General features: G+C 43.8%; 16 protein-coding genes and 1 pseudogene. 3 read left to right on the forward strand and 14 right to left on the reverse strand.

Features of this window, described 5'->3' with window-relative positions; all coding sequences use genetic code 11:
• Positions 1–126: 126 nt before the first annotated feature.
• On the reverse strand, positions 127–780 hold the full coding sequence (locus JSY38_RS01795; RefSeq protein WP_205114955.1) for a glutathione S-transferase family protein: 654 nt from the start codon (positions 778–780) through the stop codon (positions 127–129).
• A gap of 81 nt (positions 781–861) precedes the next feature.
• On the opposite strand from JSY38_RS01795, the gene JSY38_RS01800 reads away from it, so the two are divergent.
• Positions 862–1659, forward strand: a complete 798-nt coding sequence (locus JSY38_RS01800) for an MmyB family transcriptional regulator (protein WP_205114957.1) — start codon at positions 862–864, stop codon at positions 1657–1659.
• Positions 1660–1776: 117 nt separating this feature from the next.
• Here the strand turns inward: JSY38_RS01800 and JSY38_RS01805 are convergent, their stop codons facing one another.
• From JSY38_RS01805 to JSY38_RS01825, 5 genes and pseudogenes are all read right to left on the reverse strand, one after another.
• Positions 1777–3792: a DUF3732 domain-containing protein gene (locus JSY38_RS01805; protein ID WP_205114959.1), complete on the reverse strand. Its 2016-nt coding sequence runs from the start codon at positions 3790–3792 to the stop codon at positions 1777–1779.
• A complete protein-coding gene (locus JSY38_RS01810; RefSeq protein WP_205114960.1) occupies positions 3789–4253 on the reverse strand; it encodes a three component ABC system middle component in 465 nt (154 codons plus the stop codon). Before JSY38_RS01810 ends, JSY38_RS01805 begins: the two co-directional genes overlap by 4 nt.
• Positions 4250–5377, reverse strand: a complete 1128-nt coding sequence (locus tag JSY38_RS01815) for an adenylate cyclase (RefSeq protein ID WP_205114961.1) — start codon at positions 5375–5377, stop codon at positions 4250–4252. The genes JSY38_RS01810 and JSY38_RS01815 overlap by 4 nt, the downstream gene beginning before the upstream one ends.
• A 685-nt stretch (positions 5378–6062) precedes the next feature.
• Positions 6063–6311, reverse strand: a pseudogene (locus tag JSY38_RS01820) (carboxypeptidase M32); the annotation flags it as partial.
• A gap of 129 nt (positions 6312–6440) precedes the next feature.
• On the reverse strand, positions 6441–7175 hold the full coding sequence (locus JSY38_RS01825) for an SDR family oxidoreductase (RefSeq protein ID WP_205114962.1): 735 nt from the start codon (positions 7173–7175) through the stop codon (positions 6441–6443).
• A 104-nt stretch (positions 7176–7279) separates the two neighbouring features.
• Between JSY38_RS01825 and JSY38_RS01830 the strand changes: the two genes are divergently transcribed.
• The gene (locus JSY38_RS01830; protein ID WP_205114963.1) at positions 7280–8197 is read left to right on the forward strand and encodes an AraC family transcriptional regulator; all 918 of its coding nucleotides are present in this window, start codon (positions 7280–7282) and stop codon (positions 8195–8197) included.
• Between the two features lie 11 nt (positions 8198–8208).
• Here the strand turns inward: JSY38_RS01830 and JSY38_RS01835 are convergent, their stop codons facing one another.
• The 4 genes from JSY38_RS01835 to JSY38_RS01850 form a co-directional block, all read right to left on the reverse strand.
• Entirely contained in the window at positions 8209–9690 is a 1482-nt protein-coding gene (locus JSY38_RS01835) for a carboxypeptidase M32 (protein ID WP_205114964.1), read from the reverse strand.
• Between the two features lie 154 nt (positions 9691–9844).
• A complete protein-coding gene (dld, locus tag JSY38_RS01840; RefSeq protein WP_205116633.1) occupies positions 9845–11584 on the reverse strand; it encodes a D-lactate dehydrogenase in 1740 nt (579 codons plus the stop codon).
• A gap of 176 nt (positions 11585–11760) precedes the next feature.
• Complete coding sequence (locus tag JSY38_RS01845) at positions 11761–12186, reverse strand: BLUF domain-containing protein (RefSeq protein ID WP_205114965.1); 426 nt, start codon at positions 12184–12186, stop codon at positions 11761–11763.
• A 139-nt stretch (positions 12187–12325) separates the two neighbouring features.
• Positions 12326–12778, reverse strand: a complete 453-nt coding sequence (locus JSY38_RS01850) for a GyrI-like domain-containing protein (protein ID WP_205114966.1) — start codon at positions 12776–12778, stop codon at positions 12326–12328.
• A gap of 79 nt (positions 12779–12857) precedes the next feature.
• Here JSY38_RS01850 and JSY38_RS01855 point away from each other — a divergent pair, with 79 nt between their 5' ends.
• Complete coding sequence (locus JSY38_RS01855; RefSeq protein ID WP_205114968.1) at positions 12858–13604, forward strand: helix-turn-helix transcriptional regulator; 747 nt, start codon at positions 12858–12860, stop codon at positions 13602–13604.
• On the opposite strand, the gene JSY38_RS01860 is transcribed toward JSY38_RS01855, so the two are convergent.
• From JSY38_RS01860 to JSY38_RS01875, 4 genes are all read right to left on the reverse strand, one after another.
• Positions 13601–14479: an alpha/beta hydrolase gene (locus JSY38_RS01860; protein WP_239544152.1), complete on the reverse strand. Its 879-nt coding sequence runs from the start codon at positions 14477–14479 to the stop codon at positions 13601–13603. The genes JSY38_RS01855 and JSY38_RS01860 overlap by 4 nt on opposite strands.
• A 159-nt stretch (positions 14480–14638) precedes the next feature.
• Positions 14639–15505 carry a formyltetrahydrofolate deformylase gene (gene purU / locus JSY38_RS01865; protein ID WP_205114970.1) on the reverse strand — a complete coding sequence of 289 codons (867 nt, stop codon included), beginning with the start codon at positions 15503–15505 and terminating at the stop codon, positions 14639–14641.
• 100 nt (positions 15506–15605) lie between these two features.
• A complete protein-coding gene (locus JSY38_RS01870) occupies positions 15606–16259 on the reverse strand; it encodes a sarcosine oxidase subunit gamma (RefSeq protein WP_205114972.1) in 654 nt (217 codons plus the stop codon).
• Positions 16252–19275: a sarcosine oxidase subunit alpha gene (locus tag JSY38_RS01875; RefSeq protein WP_205114974.1), complete on the reverse strand. Its 3024-nt coding sequence runs from the start codon at positions 19273–19275 to the stop codon at positions 16252–16254. Before JSY38_RS01875 ends, JSY38_RS01870 begins: the two co-directional genes overlap by 8 nt.
• Positions 19276–19285 lie beyond the last annotated feature (10 nt).

Genomic DNA, 19285 nt, shown 5'->3' on the forward strand with positions numbered 1-19285 from the left:
GTTTGGCGGTGGTCTGTTTCTTTGGTTTCATTTTACTCTGGGCCGGATTATCAAATTTAGGGGCAGGTGAAAAATGCCAAATATCTTAATTTTTCATCTGACCCTAATATCCTAATCACTACCCTCTTAGTATTCTGCGCTCGGCCGTTGGCGAAACTTCTTGTACCAGACGTCAAGGCGCGGATGAGCGGAGCCGAAGGGTTGGTCGAACTTTTCCCGGCATGTTTGAAAAATTGAAAATACAGTGCAATCCGCGATCGTAGGCTTATCTCCTGCTAGGAACTCGTTATCTCCGATCGTCGCCTCCAGAACATCTAGTATTTCGGTGACGTACCCAAAGAGCTTGGTAGCAACGTCCAGTGATGGCGATAGCTCCTTGGCAGGAAAGGATGGGGTAACGTTCCACAGCCAAAGCTGAGAGCGGACCACCAGATCAGTACCCAAGCGCTCAAGCGATCGTATTTTCGCTCGAGAAATGGCATCCGTCCCTATCATTGGCGTGTCGGGATACAACTCCTCCAGATACTCGACAATGGCGGCCGAGTCTGTGATCGGCACCCCCTCATCTGTAACGAGTGTCGGGGCTCGTCCGCTGGGATTGATTTCGAGGTATTCGCGCGACCTGTGCTCTCCTCCTGTGTAATCAAGTTCGTATCGCGGAATGTCGATTCCTTTTTCGTTCAGGTAGATGATAACGCGTCGCGGGTTCGTCCCTTTTTGAAACTGGTAGAGTAACATGGCATTCAACCTTTCTATTTTGGTATTTTGTTCACTAGTCATGCCCCAGATGTTACGCACAATTTATTATGTTACAATAGGGCTTTTATACTATTACTAAAGTGATGCTTTGCGAGGTGAAAAGTGGCGTCTGATCGTTTAACCCGCGTGCCGGCCAGACAGGCGCTGTCGGACTTCATCCGCCAATGTCGCGAGCGCACTTCTCCAGAATCGCTGGGCTTGCCGCAGGGGCGCCGCCGTCGAACCAGAGGCCTTCGTCGTGAGGAAGTCTCTGCGTTGGCTGGTGTCGGCTTGACGTGGTACACCTGGTTCGAGCAGGGGCGGGACATAGCGGTATCGGATGATTTCCTCCATCGATTGGCTCGAGGACTGCGGCTCGACCGAGCCGAAAGGGAGCACCTTTTTGCACTGGCTGGCCGTGAGACATTTGCGGATGGAGCTGAAAGTGCCGAGCTTCCTCAGTCACTCGTAAGGATGATCAATGCTCTCGATCAAGCTGCCTACATAATGAACAGCTCTTGGGATGTTCTGGCCCATAACGAGGCGGCCAGTATCCTGTTTGAAGACTTCGCATTGCCGCGACCGAATATGCTCCGCATCGTTTTTTTTTCTGACCACTACCGGCAGAAGATTCAAGATTGGCAGTTCGCCGCGAGGCTTGTCCTGCTCAAGGCACGCCATGACTATCTGACAGGCGGTAAGAGCTCGATTCTAGAGTCTGTCCTCAACGAGGTTCTCCAAACTGTTCCAGAAGCTATGGAATGGTGGGATGATTCCGAAGTCCTCCGGATCGGGGACATGGACATCACGCTTCGCGATACACAGGGCAGGTGGCGAAACTATCGCCTTAATATCCTCTTCTCCGAAGACAGGCCCGGGCTTCGCATAGCCTTTTACGATGAGCAAGTAGCAGCTGAATGAACAGCCTTGAGGCTCAATCACTGAATTTAGGGTCAGATGAAAATAAAGCTATTTTTCATCTGACCCTAATATCCGCTCTCGCTCTCATACTTGGCCCATAAGATTCATAGAGTCTAATTATTCTTGAATAGGATTAATCAAGCCGCGCAAACGCCACCTGTTACCATGAACCAAAGACTCGAACAATACCCCATCAGACAATGTCAAATTATCCGCGTGGTCAGTCACGATAATTTGTGGACTAAAGCCGTCATTCAACTCAAGTTCATTGCAATAAATCGCAAGTCGGCTGAATAAGTTTTCAACGGCTTTAATATCTTCATCAACGGGTCTTTCTTTTTTCGTTCGCTGCTCCGCTTCCTGGCTCTTTTGCTCTTCGAAGTTCTCAGATGTATCACGGTTAAAGTTAGGAAAATACACTTGCGTCGGCTGATCTAAAAATAGTATTGAAGGAATGGCGCATTTATCACCAAGTTCAGCAAAGTATTTATGCAAAGCTAAAAATAACGTAACGTGGCAGTACAGCCAGTTTGCGCCGCTACCCATTGACCGTAAATAAATTTTTTCGTTTTCAGCAGTCAAATGATATAGGTCGAACGTTTCAAACGAGAAATGAAGATTGATAGGCTTGTAGCTAGTTTCAAATTCGAAGTGTCTACCAATATCGGCCATATATCCGTTTACCTTAGCTGAAGCGTTTTCTAACCCTTTTTGTACATCGTATTTTTTAAGGTCTTTATTGATGATTTTTATCTGTGTACTTAGGCCTTTGATTTGCTTCTCAAGATCCGCATCGTCGGCCATATTAAGGGTGTCGAGAAGTGCAAAAAGCTTCGCTTTCTGCATCAAAACGCTTTCATACAGGCTCTTTTGTTCTGCCAACTGTTTTTCTGTTTTTTCAATTTCAGTTATTTGCTGGTTTAACTCGGTCAATGCCCTACTGACGACCTCAATATTGCGTTGCACATCGACCAATGACGATTCAAATTTTGCTTTCATCGGTCGAGCTTGTGCAAGGTTACCCGATACCTTAGTGATGGCTAGTTGAAGTTTTTCTGCACTTTCTCGCAAGGTGTCTTTTTCAGTATGACAAAATGGGCAAATAGAAGCAGATATATGAACATGCTCAGGTGCGCTAAACTGCTTGACGTTATCAACAAACCGTTCTTCTTCTTGAATATGCTTATTAATTGACGAAGCTTGGCGCTGCAACTTCCTTAATTCAGTCGCTTTTTGGTTACGGGCCAGTTTCAACTGATTATATCGTTCGGTAATAGCATCTGAATTATGGTTAATTTTCTCGGGTACTATAATGTCGTCGAGTTGATCTTTAGCATCTTGTGGATGGCGAAGCACCTTTTCCAATGATAACGGTTCACCCTGAAACCCCATCAATGCATACAACTGACTCAAAACTGGACCAACCTTTTGTTTATAGCTTTCAGAGGTGCGCTTGTTCGTTTCTTTCTGGCGTTCCAAACGCTTAATGTCTGCGGTTAATCTTTCTTTCTCTTGTGATAGGTGAAAGAACTTTTGATCGACGAGACCTAAAAAGATCTTGGTATGTTCAATTGCCTGATCTCGCTTTTCTTTTTCATCGAATCGGTAAAACAACGCATGTTTATTAGCAACAAGGTTTTGATGCTGAAGCATAAACGATGAAAAACTGCGTATAGATGGTGTTGCCGATTTTTTATTAAACCGCCGATTAGCTCGGGCAGCTAAAGATTCATCCACATCATCGATATCTAAGAACAATTCTCTTAGATGCTTCTTGAACTCGACTAATGGGCGGAAATAAGTGCTACTAAAATAATCACGGATGATATCGGTGGAATTGAATGTCTCGACACGACGAAGAAAAGCTTTCGACGTAATCTCAGGATCACGCGCAACAACCACATCTTGTTCGTTAACTGCTAGTGCAACATAATAAATTGCGGCACTTGTGGTAATAACACCTTTGGGAATGGTGTTTTCACCACTGCCAAAGCAATAGTCAAAAATTTCAATTAACGCACTTTTTCCCGTCGATGACTTACCGGTAACAACATTCAGGCCCTTTTTAAAATTAACTGGGTGCTTGTTTCCTTGTTTATCAATAACGCCAATTTCATGAATTAGTGTTTTCATCGCGGTTTCACTCCTAAAAACGCATAAATCTCGACCACTGAGTGACCACTGAATAATCGACCTAACTTTTCTGAAACTTTTTGACTGGTAAAATTTGAATCAAAACCATCACATACGCCAAGGGACAATTTTTTTTCGTTTACCGATAACCAGTCATTGATTAAACAATATTGAATGCATTGTTCGGTTAATGTTTGAAATGCGTCTACTCGCTCTTGCAGATCATAGAGTTTTGTTCGATCATCGAAAATAGACCAAATAGAGCTTTGTTTTTTATTCCCAAATACAGCACCCAAAATCTTTTTACCGAAAATTGGATGGCTGCATAGCGGGATGACTAAAGGGGCTAATAAAAGATTATTTTCTGACTCATCCATGGCCGTGTAAAATGAAGCTAGGTAGGGCCCATACTCAAACGGATGGTACTTTAATTCGTACAGGGCATCGACAATACTGCTCATGGCTCAACCTTCCATTTTAAATCACGTTCTTCATCTTCCATTGCGTCGTGTATCAGTCCATTTTTGTATTCAATAGGCGGTATATCGTTACCCATATTCAAAGGCTGTTCGCCTATAGTTTTGTTGTAAAGCAATTTTGAACTTTTAATTACATCTGTTGCTTCAAGTTGCGCACTTGAATGGGAAAGCTTATATCTTTTAACCAATTGGTTCTGATAAGTAATCGTTTTATCTTTATATAGCGCAGATTCGTGAAGCTCTTCTATCAGTGAGTTTTGAAGCTCAAGCCAGTTACCTACAGCATCAGGTATCATTTCGTGATGCTCAATCTCAGCTATTTTTTGCACAAACGGCCTGTCTTGGTGCGACTCAACTTCAAACTCAGATGCCTCATAACCTGAAAAAACCGGAAAGGTGAACTCTTTTTTGCAAAGAAGCGCCGTTAATTCTTCACATTTCGCTACAAACTCATGGTGCTTAATGCTCCAAGATTGCTGCGTTGCTTCTGCGTATACAAAACCAACAAGCCCATGAAGGTAACTATTTAGGTTGTTCCTTGGAATGCCTACTGGTTTAGAATGAATCTGTTTTTCCAAATCTTGCGCGTTATCTGCTTGCGTAAATAAGGTGACCTTACCAAGTACACTTTTAAGTAATAATTCGTCTGAGGCCATTACTACTTTTTGTAGTTTAATAACATCAGATGGTTTATCAGCACTAAGCTGCTCATCGGTACGCTCTGAAAAAATAGCTTTAAGCACTTCCAATCGCTGCTCGGAACTTATTGTATTCCAGTCCTTTAGGCGTGTTGTCGTGCCAAATGCTTGAGTGGTGTGCAGCACTAGAACACCGTATTTCGTATGGTCAAATTCTGGATCCAGCCAATTCTTGAACGTTTTCCAAAGGTTTTCGTGGTGGTCAGTGAGTGGTGCTGCGTAGTCTTTTACTTCAGTTTGAGTGGATGCAAATGCATCTGGCGAAATCAGACTGACATCACCATCTTTTTCAAACCAAACCGACTGCCCTTCTTCAAGCGAAAAGCACTTGTCTAAGCCAATCAGCATCTGGTAGTGAAAGGCTAAAGCAGTTGTTAACGCTGCATTTTTTGTTTGGCCTCCGCTCATGCCTCTCCATTCCTTTTATCCATTCCTGAAAAATATTGGGGTGATAAAGTAATTAATATTTGCTTCGATTCAAATGCGTAGAATGATCTCTTCGACGTATAACATCTATGGACACCCCGTATGGACACCCCGATTTTTACAAGCAAAATCAAGATCTAACAAAAACAGTTTTGCAGCCATCTATTCGGATTTTTAGTAAAGCTATTTTTGCTTTTATCCCTGATGAATTCCGCCATCTTGCCACCATTCTTTTTTACTAAGCGAAGCTTGGTGTATCATTCTTTTAAATTTAGATCGTTTGAGCCTGATATTTTTGATCTTGTGCCAGTATCAGCCATACAAATTAATCCATTACGATAAACTGACAATACTATGAAAGCCTAAGTAAAACCATAAGACTTTTGTGGGATTGTGGAAATTAGAGAGTTGGAACCTCATCTTCCGTCTTCCCCTTGAAAAAAGGGGAAGAGACTTGGCAGCAGTATTTAAAAGTTATGCGTTTACGAACAACGGCAGATCACGCTTCGCTCATCGTGCCCTACGCTACAAGTGAGAGTATTTATGTTCAGTAGCGAGGAGCAAAGCAAACGCCTAGAGCGAGGTCAAACGATAGTGTCGAGCGGTGGCTGTTTGCTTTTCTCCAAGCCAAATCACTAAAGTCTGCCTCACTTTCAAGGCTTGCTAATTACAAGTACCGCCCTTCTAGGTGTTTTCTAAAATGCGCGGCATTCAGTGTTTCACCTGTCGCCCTCTTCACTAATTCATCCGTGGTATGAAGTGAGGCTTGTGACCAGATGTTGTCGCTTAGCCATTGGAAGATTGGGCTTAGGTCGCCACTTTGAATAGCTGCCTCGAAGTCGACGTTTTGTATCATGGTGGCTTTGTATTGGGCGGCGTACATAGCACCTAATATGTAGCTTGGAAAATAGCCGAAAGCACCATCTCTCTCGTGCTAAAAGTAACTTACAGGATTAACGCAATGACACTCGGTATTTGTAACCTATATCTAGCCTACTAATATTTAGTAAACCCCAAAGAGTCTAGGTCAAATGCTTATTAACTTCTAAGCTTGCGCTGTTGGACGAACAACAATATCACCCACATCAACATCATCTGGTTGATCGATAGCAAAGATAATTGCTCTAGCAATAGCATCAGGCGATATACCCATTATATCCATAGCAGCTTTGACTTTCTCTTTCATGACTGGATCTGTCATTGAATCCGTAAACTGTGTTTTCACGAACCCAGGTGAAACACCAGTCACTCTCAAGTTTGCACCTGCCTCTATGCGCAACGCTTCATTAATCGTTCGAACAGCATTTTTTGTTCCAGCATACACTGCTTGGCCAGCCACAACCCTAAGCCCTGATGTAGAAATAATACTGACAAAATGACCTGTTTCTTGTTTTCTAAAAATAGGTAAGGCGGCCGCTATTCCATAAAGGTAGCCTTTAAGATTGATATCTATCATCGCTTCCCAATCCTCAACTCGCAATTCATCTATCGGAGATATTGGACCAATACCTGCGTTAGCAATTAACACATCAAGCCGACCAAACCTCGAACAGGCCAAATTAACCAAGCACTGCATATCCTTTCTATTCCTCACATCGGTTAACACATAAGTCACATCTGAAGAGTAAGCGGAAATTTCATTAACCAGTTCCTTAAGAGGCGCTTCTCTTCTTGCTCCTAATACCAACTTAGCACCTTGTTTCGCCAGCATAATGGCGGTTGCTCTACCGATACCACTGCTTGCCCCAGTAATAACTACAACTTTATTTTCAATGCTCATCAGATAGCCTCTCAACATATTTTACGGAAGTGATTGACTATATAGACAGATAGAAAATACCATATAGTGTATAAATCCATTTATTCATCTAAATCATCCAAATTATGCTCGATATACTGACAGACATTTTTGCAGTCGTAGATTTGAAATCCACTCGCTGCACTCGACTTGAAGCCGGTGGGGATTGGTCTTTTCGGCTGCCTCAAAGAGACATTATAAAATTGGTCACGGTTTTATCTGGGGGCTGCTGGATGATTCAGGCCGATAAAGCGCCTGTCTGGATGTCGGTTGGTGATACTTTTTTACTGTGCCATTCTCCATCCTACACACTTGCAAGCGACCCTATACTTCCTCCGCTGGAGTCAGCCAGTGTATTTGATTGGCAACATACCAATGTTGGGCATTACAACGGTTCTGATACTGTATTGCTTGCTGCTAGTTTCGAACTAGATAAAGCGAATGCAAATCTCTTGATTGACGCTTTACCTCACTTTTTCTTAATCCCCACAAGCCAGACAACGGCACTGACCTTAAAAAGATCAATCGAAATTCTTGACCAAGAACTACAAACGTCGGAGTTTGGTTTTGATTTAATGCGTCAATATTTAGCCGAAATATTGCTTATACAATTTCTGAGGGCTTATTCATCACATAATTCGCATAGAGACAATCAAGTTGGTTGGCTTGGTGCGTTGGGAGATTCTAAAATAGCCGCTACATTACACTTAATGCATAACCAAATAGATCGTAAATGGACGGTCGAAAGTCTTGCTCAAGAAGTAGGAATGTCACGGTCAGCATTTTCAGAACACTTTAAAACCAGTGTTGGTATTCCACCACTTCAATATTTAATTAGGTGGCGCATGCAAGTTGCTCGTAAAAAACTTATTGCAGGAGAAAGAGTAGCAACTGTTGCAGAATCATTAGGGTACGCATCCGAAAGTGCATTTGGTTATGCCTTTAAAAAAGTTTTTGGCCAGTCGCCAACGGGGAAAGCTAAAATGACAAATCTCCCTCTTTAACCCTAATTAAGCTACAAATACCGCCCTTCTAGGTGTTTTCTAAAATGTGCGGCGTTTAGGGTTTCGCCTGTGGCGCGTTTGACGAGTTCATCTGTGGTGTGGAGCGAGGCTTGTGACCAGATGTTGTCGCTTAGCCATTGGAAGATTGGGTTTAGGTCGCCACTTTGAATAGCAGCGTCGAAGTCGACATTTTGTATCATGGTGGCTTTGTATTGGGCGGCGTACATGGCACCGAGTGTGTAGCTTGGGAAATAGCCGAAGGCACCGTCTGTCCAGTGGATGTCTTGCATGCAGCCGTTTTTATAGTTGTCTTTGGTGGAAATGCCAAGGGCGGCTTTCATTTTCTCGTCCCACAGTGCCGGTACGTCTGTGTGTTCTATCACGCCGTTGATAAGGTCACGCTCTATCTCGTAACGCAAGATGACATGCGCTGGGTAGGTTAGCTCGTCGGCGTCGACACGAATAAAGCCTTTTTCCACTTGAGTGTAGATTTTGTAGAGGTTGTCTTCGGCAAAGACTGGGTCGCTATGTGCGTTGAAGGCTTCGGCAGAGAGTCGTGATAAGTGGGAGATAAACAGCTTGCTGCGCCCTATTTGCATTTCAAAGAAGAGCGACTGAGATTCATGAATGCCCATGGAGCGGGCTTCGCCAACAGGCAGTCCAGCAAAGGCTTTTGGTAAACCTTGTTCATAACGGGCGTGCCCTGTTTCGTGTACGATGCCCATTAAAGCTTGTACAAAGTCTTTTTCATCGTAGCGCGTGGTAATGCGCACATCGCTTGGTACACCGCCACAAAAAGGATGCACGCTCTGGTCAAGTCGACCACGGTCAAAGTCGAATTGCAGCAGCTTCATCACTTCTAAACCAAGGGCTTTTTGCGTGGCAGTAGAGAAAGTACCCGATGGCAATAGGATGGATTCAGACTTCTGCTTTTCTAGTACTTTTTCAATCAGTTCTGGCAACCACGTTTTCACATCGGTAAATAAGGTATCAAGAGATGCGGTTGTGGTGCCCGGTTCGTATTTATCGAGCATGGCATCATAAGGTGTAAGACCAAGTGCTTCGCCACGGATTTTGGCTTCTTCACGAGACAGAGCAACGACTTCTTTCCAGTTTTTCTCGAAACCTGTCCAATCGTTTTCTTGGCGCTGAGAGCGCCACGCATGTTCGCATTTGGAACCCGCCATAGACTGCGCTTGTACCAAGTCTTCTGGAACCATGGTCGCTTGCTGCCATTGGCGTTTCATCTCACGTAGGCTGGCTTGTTGCTCTGTGTTTAAGGTTTCTTGTTCAGCGTTACCAAACCATTCTTCTAGCTGGGATTGTGTCGATAGTCGATGAATGTGAACCGATAATTCCGCCATGGCGTTGGAACGTGCTTCGCTGCCGCCCGATGGCATGTTTGCCGCTGCATCCCAGCCAAGCATGGCTTGAGCGTGGTTAAAATGGCTGAGTGTTTGGTAGTGTGACGTTAACTTGTCGTAGTTGGACATGGTCTTTTTCATCCTATGTGGTTTTGGTTAACCAGAACGGTATCCATTTCAGTCATCTTATTACATTGAAAGAAATTGAAACACCTCAAACAAAAAAGCCGAGACCTCTTTAACAGAAACATCTCGGCTTTTGCATTTACTGTTGTTCTAAAACTTATTGATGGCAACCACAGCCTGTGTGTTCGTCGCTCAGTTCTTGCCAGTTTTTCAATTTACTGGTGCCGCCGATGCCGGAGTTGAAGCTGTTGGTTGGGTCGGTTTTTTGGTAAAACTCACGCAATGCTGGTTTCGCAACATATTCATGGCCCACGTTATGCTCTGCTGGGTATTCTGCACCGCGAGCGTCGTAGCTGGATAGAATTTGCTTCTTCACCGCTTTGGCATCAACGCCTTTTTTCATGATGTAGTTTTGGTGCATGACGTGACAGAAGAAATGCCCGTAGTACATTTTCACCGCGACTTTTTCTTCGATGTCTTCTGGTAGCTCTTCAAACCAATCGCGCTCATTTCGTGGGAAGGCCACGTCGATGGTCATGATGGAACCCAGTTTTTTCTTATTCATTACATGAAGACGAGTCAATGCTCCGCCGGTCACAAAGCGATGCAAGATGGCTTGGTCAGCTTCACGTTTGGTACAAGCAAAGAAGTCACCTTCGTTGTCTTTAAAGAAGTTTTCTAAATAGGCTTGCGCTTCCGCCACACCGTTGTTGCTGGTTTCCACTATCCAATGATGTTCGTACTTTTCACGGAAGTCTTCCATGCGCTTTGGCAAATGATTTGGGAACAGCTGACTCGCGTATTGCATCATGATGTCAGAGAATTTAGACGGCATGAATTTCAGTTTGCCAGCCCAACGATCGACCGTGCGCTTCAGGGCAAACATTTTCGGGATGTATTTTGTACCAAGCTTATCGATTACCAAGTAGCTGTCTTTACCGTATTTTTTACTGATGTCATAGCTGCTGCTGTGCATGTATTCACCAGACACAGGCAAGTTTTTAAAGGTAGACAACATATCGCGGCGCATTTGTTCCATCACCGCAGGATCATTGGTGCCAATGTAGAAGACTTGGTACTTTTCTGGAATCGGGAAGGTATCAATACGCACAGCAAATACCGCCAATTTACCCGCACAACCCGATGCTTCGTACAAGCGACGAGGATCGTTATTGAAACGTGATGGGGTGTCTGCGTCTACGTCACGAATACGCTCGTGGTATTCGTTGTCAGAACCGCGCTTTTCTGGGAACTGAACGTCTTTTTCTTGGTAAGTTTTGTTTTGCAGGTTGGTCAGAATTTCTTCTGGATCACTTCCCAACTCAATACCTAAGTTATTTACCAACTGCAGTTCGCCATCTTGTGTAACTTGGGCAAACAAGGACATTTCTGTGTAAGCGGGACCGCGTTGTACCAAGGCACCGCCAGAGTTGTTACAAACACCACCTACGATAGAGGCACCAATACAAGAAGAACCGATAACCGAATGAGGTTGACGACCGTATGGTTTTAGGGTGTCCTCTAAACCAAATAAGGTACTCCCCGCAAAACCAACAATCTGTTTACCTTGGTCAAGCAACTGAATGTCGTCAATACGCATGGTACTGATGATAACGATAGGACGATCATAGTCCGCGCCATTAGGGGTTGAACCACCCGTTAAGCCAGTATTAGCCGCTTGCATAATAACGATAACGTCCGCTTTTACGCAGGCTTGCAGACATTTCCAGATTTCAACCAAGCTACCAGGACGAACAACCGCATACGCCTTACCACCACCAAGGCGAAAACCTTGGCTGTAAGGTTTGGTCTTGTCTTCGTCTGTTAAAGTGTATTGATTTCCTACAATGGCCTTTAACTCAGCGGCCAAATCTAAGCTGAAATTGGTGTCCGTCATACTGCTTGCTGTCATTGCGGCTACTTCACATCGTGTCGGGAAAAGAGGCCAGTATACTAAACTTAACGACGAGCAAAAAACACTCCCGTAAAAGCATTAGGTATCATACTCATAAGGAATGCTTATGCAGAAGGAGACTTAAATAAGCATTAAAGCATGGTTTTTCTTAGCGTTTACTACACCTCTGCCCGTTTTATCTCATCTCTGATATCCAATAACAGAGACAAAGCACGCTCACCATTCATGTTATAAGGATCGAAGTTGATAATTCTTGTATGCTGATAAAACAATTCACGAAGGCTTTCCGTGTTTTGTAGATAGCCCATATTCCAGCTATCGAACTCCCTGTGAGAAATTTCTTGATAACCGATTATTTCAGGCTTCTTATGGCGGGAATCCGTCGCGATTTTATGATAAATCTGATTTACGTCTTGGCGTGTCCCTTCTAAACATTGAAGAAAGAACTGCCTGTTAAAAGACAACAAGCCTGTCACATTGAGCGCTTTGTTATTGACCCGTGCAGACTTAAGAATGCGGGCAATGTCTTCCACCTCAAATTGCTCGGTAATGGTGCTAGTATAAATAAGTCGAACTAAATCCACATTAAGCCCTTTTTATATCGAATAAATTTATAAACCATTTAAATTGAGGCTATCGTTTTTATATACAAAAGTAATGTGGATTTAAGTAATGTTTGTATACGTTTTTTATCTAATTTAATTCCACCTGCTTCTCTATTTTTTAAGGCTTAACAGCAATATACACATCGACGCTTTTCTCACTGGTATAGCATTCAAAGTCTGCCGTGTAAGCGCGGTAATGAACACAATCAGCATTACTAAAATAACGCCAAATCTCTCCCCATACATCGATCACCACTTGCGGCATTTCCCCTTCGCCAGAAAAAACCAGATACTCGCCGGCAGGAAGGTCAACATGTTCTAACTCTGCCATTGATGAAACATGATCCGGTTCAGCGCCGACTAAGACGTTGAAGTCACCTGTGTAATCAGACTCATACTGATAATATACGCCATATAAACAAGCGCCCTTTTCATAATTCACTTTAGCTTGCTGTGCAAAGGTTTGATGTAAGGCGCCTATCTTTGCGGTTTCTGGTTGCATTTCGCTAACATTATTCGTTCGCACGCTTAAACCCGCTATACGTTTTTCATCCAGTGTTATTTGCTTCATTTTAATCTCCATAAAATCGACTTGTTTAGAATAGATTCACTATATCGACATATATGACACTTTATGTCACATTAAAATCATGAATAGAGCCAACGCCAAAGATCGCCTAGATAGATTAGAGCAATTAACCGCCATTCTAAAATCAGAATATGCCCTCACGACCAAAATCATCGCGGCGGAACTGAATATTAGCGAGCGTACCTTATTTCGTGACATTGGAATTTTACGGGAACGAGGATTGCCAATTGAAGCGGACAAGGGTCGTGGCGGTGGTATCAAGCTTCACCGTAATTGGGGCGTTGGGCGACTATCGCTAGAAAACCAAGAAATGATCGATTTACTAATCAGCCTTGCCATTGCAGAAAGCATGGGACCGACCTTGTTTATGGGGAATATTAATATCGTTCGTCATAAGCTGATGGCTTCTTTTTCGCCTAAGCAAAAAGAAAAAATCCACCAGCTACGCCAGAGAATTCACATTGGCGAACAAGCATCACCAGACGTTTTACAGTCTTTCAGTATGAAAAAGCATGAAACAAACGCGACCATTGAAACCCTGCATACAGCCTTTCTATTTAATCAACGCCTGTCTATTGTTTATCATGACTTTCATGACCAAGAAACGCAGCGCGAGATTGAAGCCCATTATTTGTACCTTGGGTTTCCCGTATGGTATCTGTTGGCATGGGATCACCTTCGTAACGACGTACGTATTTTTCGCTATGATCGCATAAAGAAAGCAGACATTTTGCCACAAGAGTTTACGCTAAGACCGTTAAAAGATTTCAACGCTATCCTGACCAAGCAAAATGTCAGTACTCTTTAATCTTCCACTTTTTCCGCATTCGCACCGTAGCGCTGAAAGAAATCCGTCACGTCATCTAAAATTGGGGCTTTGCTTTTCAAAAACCACACAAGACTAGACACCATATCGGCATGACCAACACCTTGGTAGATTTTACTTTCCACGCTGCCCTGCTCAGCATGAATTTTTGCTATTAACTTATCCATATTGCTTTTGCCTACGATAGTATCGTCAGCGCCCCAAAGCAGTAACATTGGCGGCTCTTTGCCATCAATAAAGGTGGTTACTTGCATGTTTGGATAGTTTGCAGGTGGGCCAAACATGTCCTTATAGTCGTCTTCGTAAGGCACAAAATCATAGGGGCCAGATAATCCAGCAAAAGCATTGATAATAGAAGGAGTTAAGCCTTCGGCTTGCAAATATTGCTTATCCGCAACCACCATGGCGCCAATGTGCGCGCCAGCGGAATGTCCCGCTATAAACAAGCGTTTAGGGTCGCCCTGATATTCGGCGATATGACGATAGGTCCAAGCAACCGCTTTGGCACCATCCTCAACAAAGGTCGGAAATTTTACCTGCGGATATTTGCTGTAATCGGCAATGACCGTGATATAACCCTGTTTTGCAAAGGCTTCGCCGACAAAGGGATACATGTCTTTTGAACCATCCTTCCAGCTGCCACCATAGAAGAAGACAACAACAGGAAGAGATTGACCCGAAGAATGAGGTGGAACATAAATATCTAACGTCTGCCAAGGCTCAGTACCATAAGCGATATCTTTTGTCGTTTCAGTATCACTGAATGCATTAGGTAAATTGGCAACGCCTAACCCAACCTTAGTACAGGCAACGAGCAATAAAGAACTCAGCGCCACACACACTTTTGCTATCCTCAAAATTGACCTCTTGCTTCTCTTAAAATGAACTCAATTATAGTGATACGCAGCAGAGAGAAAAATAGACCAGTTTTTGATGGACCGTTCTTTAAAAGCAAAAATGGGGAGACCATTTATGATCTCCCCATTGTCAGTTTTCTTATGTATATACCAGCTTAACTAGCCGCCAAACACAACGGTGCGTTTACCATTTAAGAAAACACGCTTTTCAACATGACATTTCACAGCGTTAAACAAGGTAACACGTTCGATGTCTTGCCCTTTCGCGATCAGGTCTTCTGCATAGTGTGCATGGTTAACAACTTGAATACCTTGAGAGATAATCGGACCTTCATCGAGGTCATTGTTCACATAATGCGCCGTCGCACCGACCATTTTCACGCCCTTTTCCCATGCTTGGTGATAAGGACGGGCACCTTTAAAACCAGGTAATAAAGAATGATGAATATTGATTGCTCGGCCATCTAGGTATTCACACATGCTTGGCGAAAGGACCTGCATGTAACGTGCTAATACAACCAATTCAGTGTCGTATTTTTCTATTAAGTCACGAACTTGCGCTTCTTGTTCTAACTTCGTCTCAGCGGTAATTGGCAAATGGTAGTACGGAATACCGTGCCATTTAGCCAAATCCTCTAAGTCTGGGTGATTGGAGATAATCACCGTCACATCAATATTCAACTGACCTGTGCGGAAGCGATATAAAAGATCATTTAGGCAATGATCGTATTTAGACACCATGATCGCGACTTTTGGCTTGTGGTTTGGTGCTGTTAAAGACCATTCCATCGAAAACTCAGCAGCGCGCTCAGCAAACTCAGCTTTAAACACGTCTTCATTGAAATCAGTATCTTGTGGCAAAAACTCGATGCGAATGAAAAATCGACCCGATTCTCTATCATCAAAGGAATGAATTTCATCTACATAGTTACCAGCTTCCGCCATGTATCGAGTAACAACATCAACGGTTCCGATGATACTTGGGCAATTTGCGGTAAAAATCCAAGGAGCGGTTTTTGATTTCATAAAATAGTCTCTTATTATCTTAAGCTTTTACTTCAAAATAAGGTTGGCCACAAAGAGTGGCCAACCGAGCTATTGAAATAAAACAAGTGGATGAGAAAAGTTACGCTTGAACGACTAGGCCGTATTCTCGACTCGCATCTTGAATCCATAACCACAAGTAATCAGCAAAACTACGACGAACCACTAATTCGAATTCACTTTCACCACTACGGCGAATAATAGCGCCACTCTTAGCAAACGTTGTTGTCACAACTTTCCCAACTGGGAACTTGCTAGGATGTACGTCTACAATAGTCGATTTTTTCAACACATCGACAACATTCGCACCAGATAGCTTATAGATTGTCCAACCGCCACTGATATTTACAACTTGGTAGTGGCCGCTGAGTTCTGCATGCAGCGCGGTTTCTACTTCAAACGCCTTTAGACCCGGTACAACAACCAACCACTCATCAGGTGAAATCCAACGAACAGACACATCACCTTCAACGACAGACGTTAGCGGTTGAGTTGGCAACGCCACACCCAATGCCTTTTCTGCTGCGCTTAATTGATCCGCATTTTCAGCATTTAAGCGTAGCGTAATCTGCCCCATCAAGGCTTCTTCTTTGAACGTAACACCACCCGTTTTTGGCCCCTTTTTAGCAACACTTGCTAAGTCGGCGTGAAATAGTGGTGACTCGCCTTGAATTGAAGCATTAGGTAACTGATTCATTACTGATACCGTTACCGCTTCGTTATTTACTTCAGACATTTTGACGTTCCCCTTTTGGATCTAGGAAAATTGGGCTGCAAATTTCAGCTTCAACTATACGACCATCAACAAGTGGGTAGTACACTTTCTCACCCATCTTATCTAAACCACCTTTCACAAAGCCTAGAGCAACAGATCGACCTAAGCACGCACTCCAGTAGCTGGATGATACGTGACCAACCATTGGCATTGGGATTGGCGCAGTTGGGTCAAAAACACCCTGAGCACCTTCTGGTAATACTACGTTTGGATCGATTGTTTTAATGCCAACCATTTGCTTACGTTCTGCACGTACACAGTCTTCACGCTGCATACCGCGCTTTCCGATAAAGCTAAACGGTTTATTCATAGAAACAGCCCAGCCCATACCTAGATCGTATGGATGTACAGAACCATCTGTATCCTGACCCGCGATAATAAAGCCTTTTTCAGCACGTAGAATGTGCATTGTTTCAGTGCCGTATGGTGTTAGATTGTACTTTTCACCATGTTCAAATAGTTTCTTCCATACATGCATACCGTAGTTGGCTTGTACGTTGATCTCGAAAGACAACTCACCAGTGAACGAGATACGGAACACACGTGCTGGAACACCAGCAACCGTCATTGGTTTCCAATCCATGAACTTGAAGCTATCTTTAGAAACATCAACATCGCTGTCGATCAATTCTTCAAGCAGCTTACGGCTGTTTGGACCAGAGATAGTCATGGTTGCCCAATGGTCAGTAACAGAAGTGAAGTAAACTTCTAATTCAGGCCATTCTGTTTGATGGTACAACTCAAGCCAATTTAGTACTGTCGCCGCACCGCCTGATGTTGTTGTCATCAAGAAATGATTTTCTGCTAGACAAGATGTTACACCGTCGTCGAATACCATGCCGTCTTCTTTCAGCATCAAGCCATAACGACACTTGCCGACAGGCAATTTTGCCCAAGCATTAGAGTAAATACGACCTAGGAATTCACGGGCGTCTTTACCCTGGATGTCGATTTTACCTAGTGTAGACGCATCAAGAATACCAATAGACTCACGAGTTGCTAAACACTCACGGTCAAGTGACTGCTGCATTGACTCGCCCGCTTTAGGGAAATACCAAGGACGTTTCCACTGGCCCACATCCTCAAACTTCGCACCGTGCTCTAGATGCCATTTATGCATTGCACTGTAGCGTTCTGGGTCGAACAACGCACCACAATCACGACCAGCAATGGCACCAAAAGTTATTGGTGTATAGTTTGGACGGAAAATAGTCGTACCCGTTTCTGGAATAGACTTATTCAGGATTTTCGCAGCAACAGCCATACCGTTGATGTTACCCAATTTACCTTGGTCAGTACCAAAGCCCATTGCAGTGTAACGTTTAACGTGTTCAATCGACTCAAAACCTTCACGACAAGCAAGCTCAATACCCGCAGCCGTTACGTCGTTTTGATAATCAACGAATTGCTTAGGCGCTTGAGACGTTGGTTTTGTATGAGGTACATGGAACAACGCCATTGCTTTAGATTCTTTCACGTCAATTGTAGCCGGAATAGCCACTTCAACCGCGTTAAGATCTAAATTAGACAATGCCTCAAGACCTGCTTTCTTACCTTCTTCAAAAGCACCAGCAGTATTAAAAGTACCGTTGATCGCACCTGCAGTAAGTTGCTTCTGTACCGTTTTACCAGGTAGGAAGCCAAGCACATCTTCGTTCCAGACAGGTTTAGAACCAGTATGACACGATAGGTGAATAACCGGACTCCAACCACCAGAAGAAGCAACAGTATCCGCACTCAGTTTCTTAACAGAACCTGTGATTTTAGAACCGTCTTCGTTGATGGATGCAACAGAAACACCGTTAACGCGCTTGCCGCCATGAACATCAATAACCGCAGAGCCAGCGATCACTGTAATGCCGCGATCACGCGCTGCTTTAACTAGTTCACCTTCTGGGTTTTGACGAGTATCAACAATGGCTTGAACTTTACGTCCAGCATCATGCCAATCGATAGCAGTATGATAAGCGTTGTCATTGGTTGTCATTAGAACAAGTTCTTTACCTGGCACAACACCGTAGCGATTAATGTAGGTAGAGATAGCATTCGCTACCATACAACCAGGAACATCATTGTTACCAAATACTAGAGGACGTTCATGCGCTCCTGTTGCCAGAATAACCCATTGAGTACGTACACGATGGTAGCGCTGACGTACTTGGCCATTTGGTGCACGATCAGCAATATGATCCGTCAAACGTTCATGAATCGTTAGGAAGTTATGGTCGTGGTAACCATTAACAGTAGAGCGAGGAAGCACCATGACATTGTCGTTCGCTTCAAGCTCTTTAACAACATCCGCAATCCAAGCATGAGCAGCTTTGCCGTCAATACTTTCTTTGCTACTTAAAAGACTTCCACCAAATTCGTTTTGCTCATCAGCGATAATGACACGAGCACCACCACGCGCAGCTGTCAATGCAGCGATCAGACCTGAAGGTCCGGCACCAACGACAACCACATCAGCGTGTTGATTCACTTTATCATAAATGTCTGGATCGTATTCATTAGGTGAACGACCTAGACCCGCCGCTTTACGGATGACTTTTTCGTATGTTTCCCACATTGATTGAGGGTACATAAAGGTTTTGTAGTAAAAACCTGGAGGCATCATTTTGCCACCAACTTTACCAACCAAGCCCATTACATCGTTATCAACACTTGGCCAGCCATTTGTTGATCCTGATACAAGGCCTGAGAACAACTCTTGCTGTGTCGCTCTTACGTTTGGCACTTGTGTTGCTTCAGTTGCACCAAGCTGCATGATGGCATTTGGCTCTTCTGCGCCTGCTGCAACGATACCGCGAGGACGGCTGTATTTAAAACTACGGCCTATAATATCAACACCGTTAGCTAGCAAAGCTGACGCCAGAGTATCACCGGCGAAACCTTCGAACTTCTTACCATTATAGGTAAAAGTAAGTGGCTGAGAACGGTCAATACGGCCACCGTTTTGTAGACGATTTTTCTGAGACATGATCCGCTCC

It is taken from the genome of Marinomonas foliarum (assembly GCF_016906065.1).
Taxonomy (GTDB): domain Bacteria; phylum Pseudomonadota; class Gammaproteobacteria; order Pseudomonadales; family Marinomonadaceae; genus Marinomonas; species Marinomonas foliarum.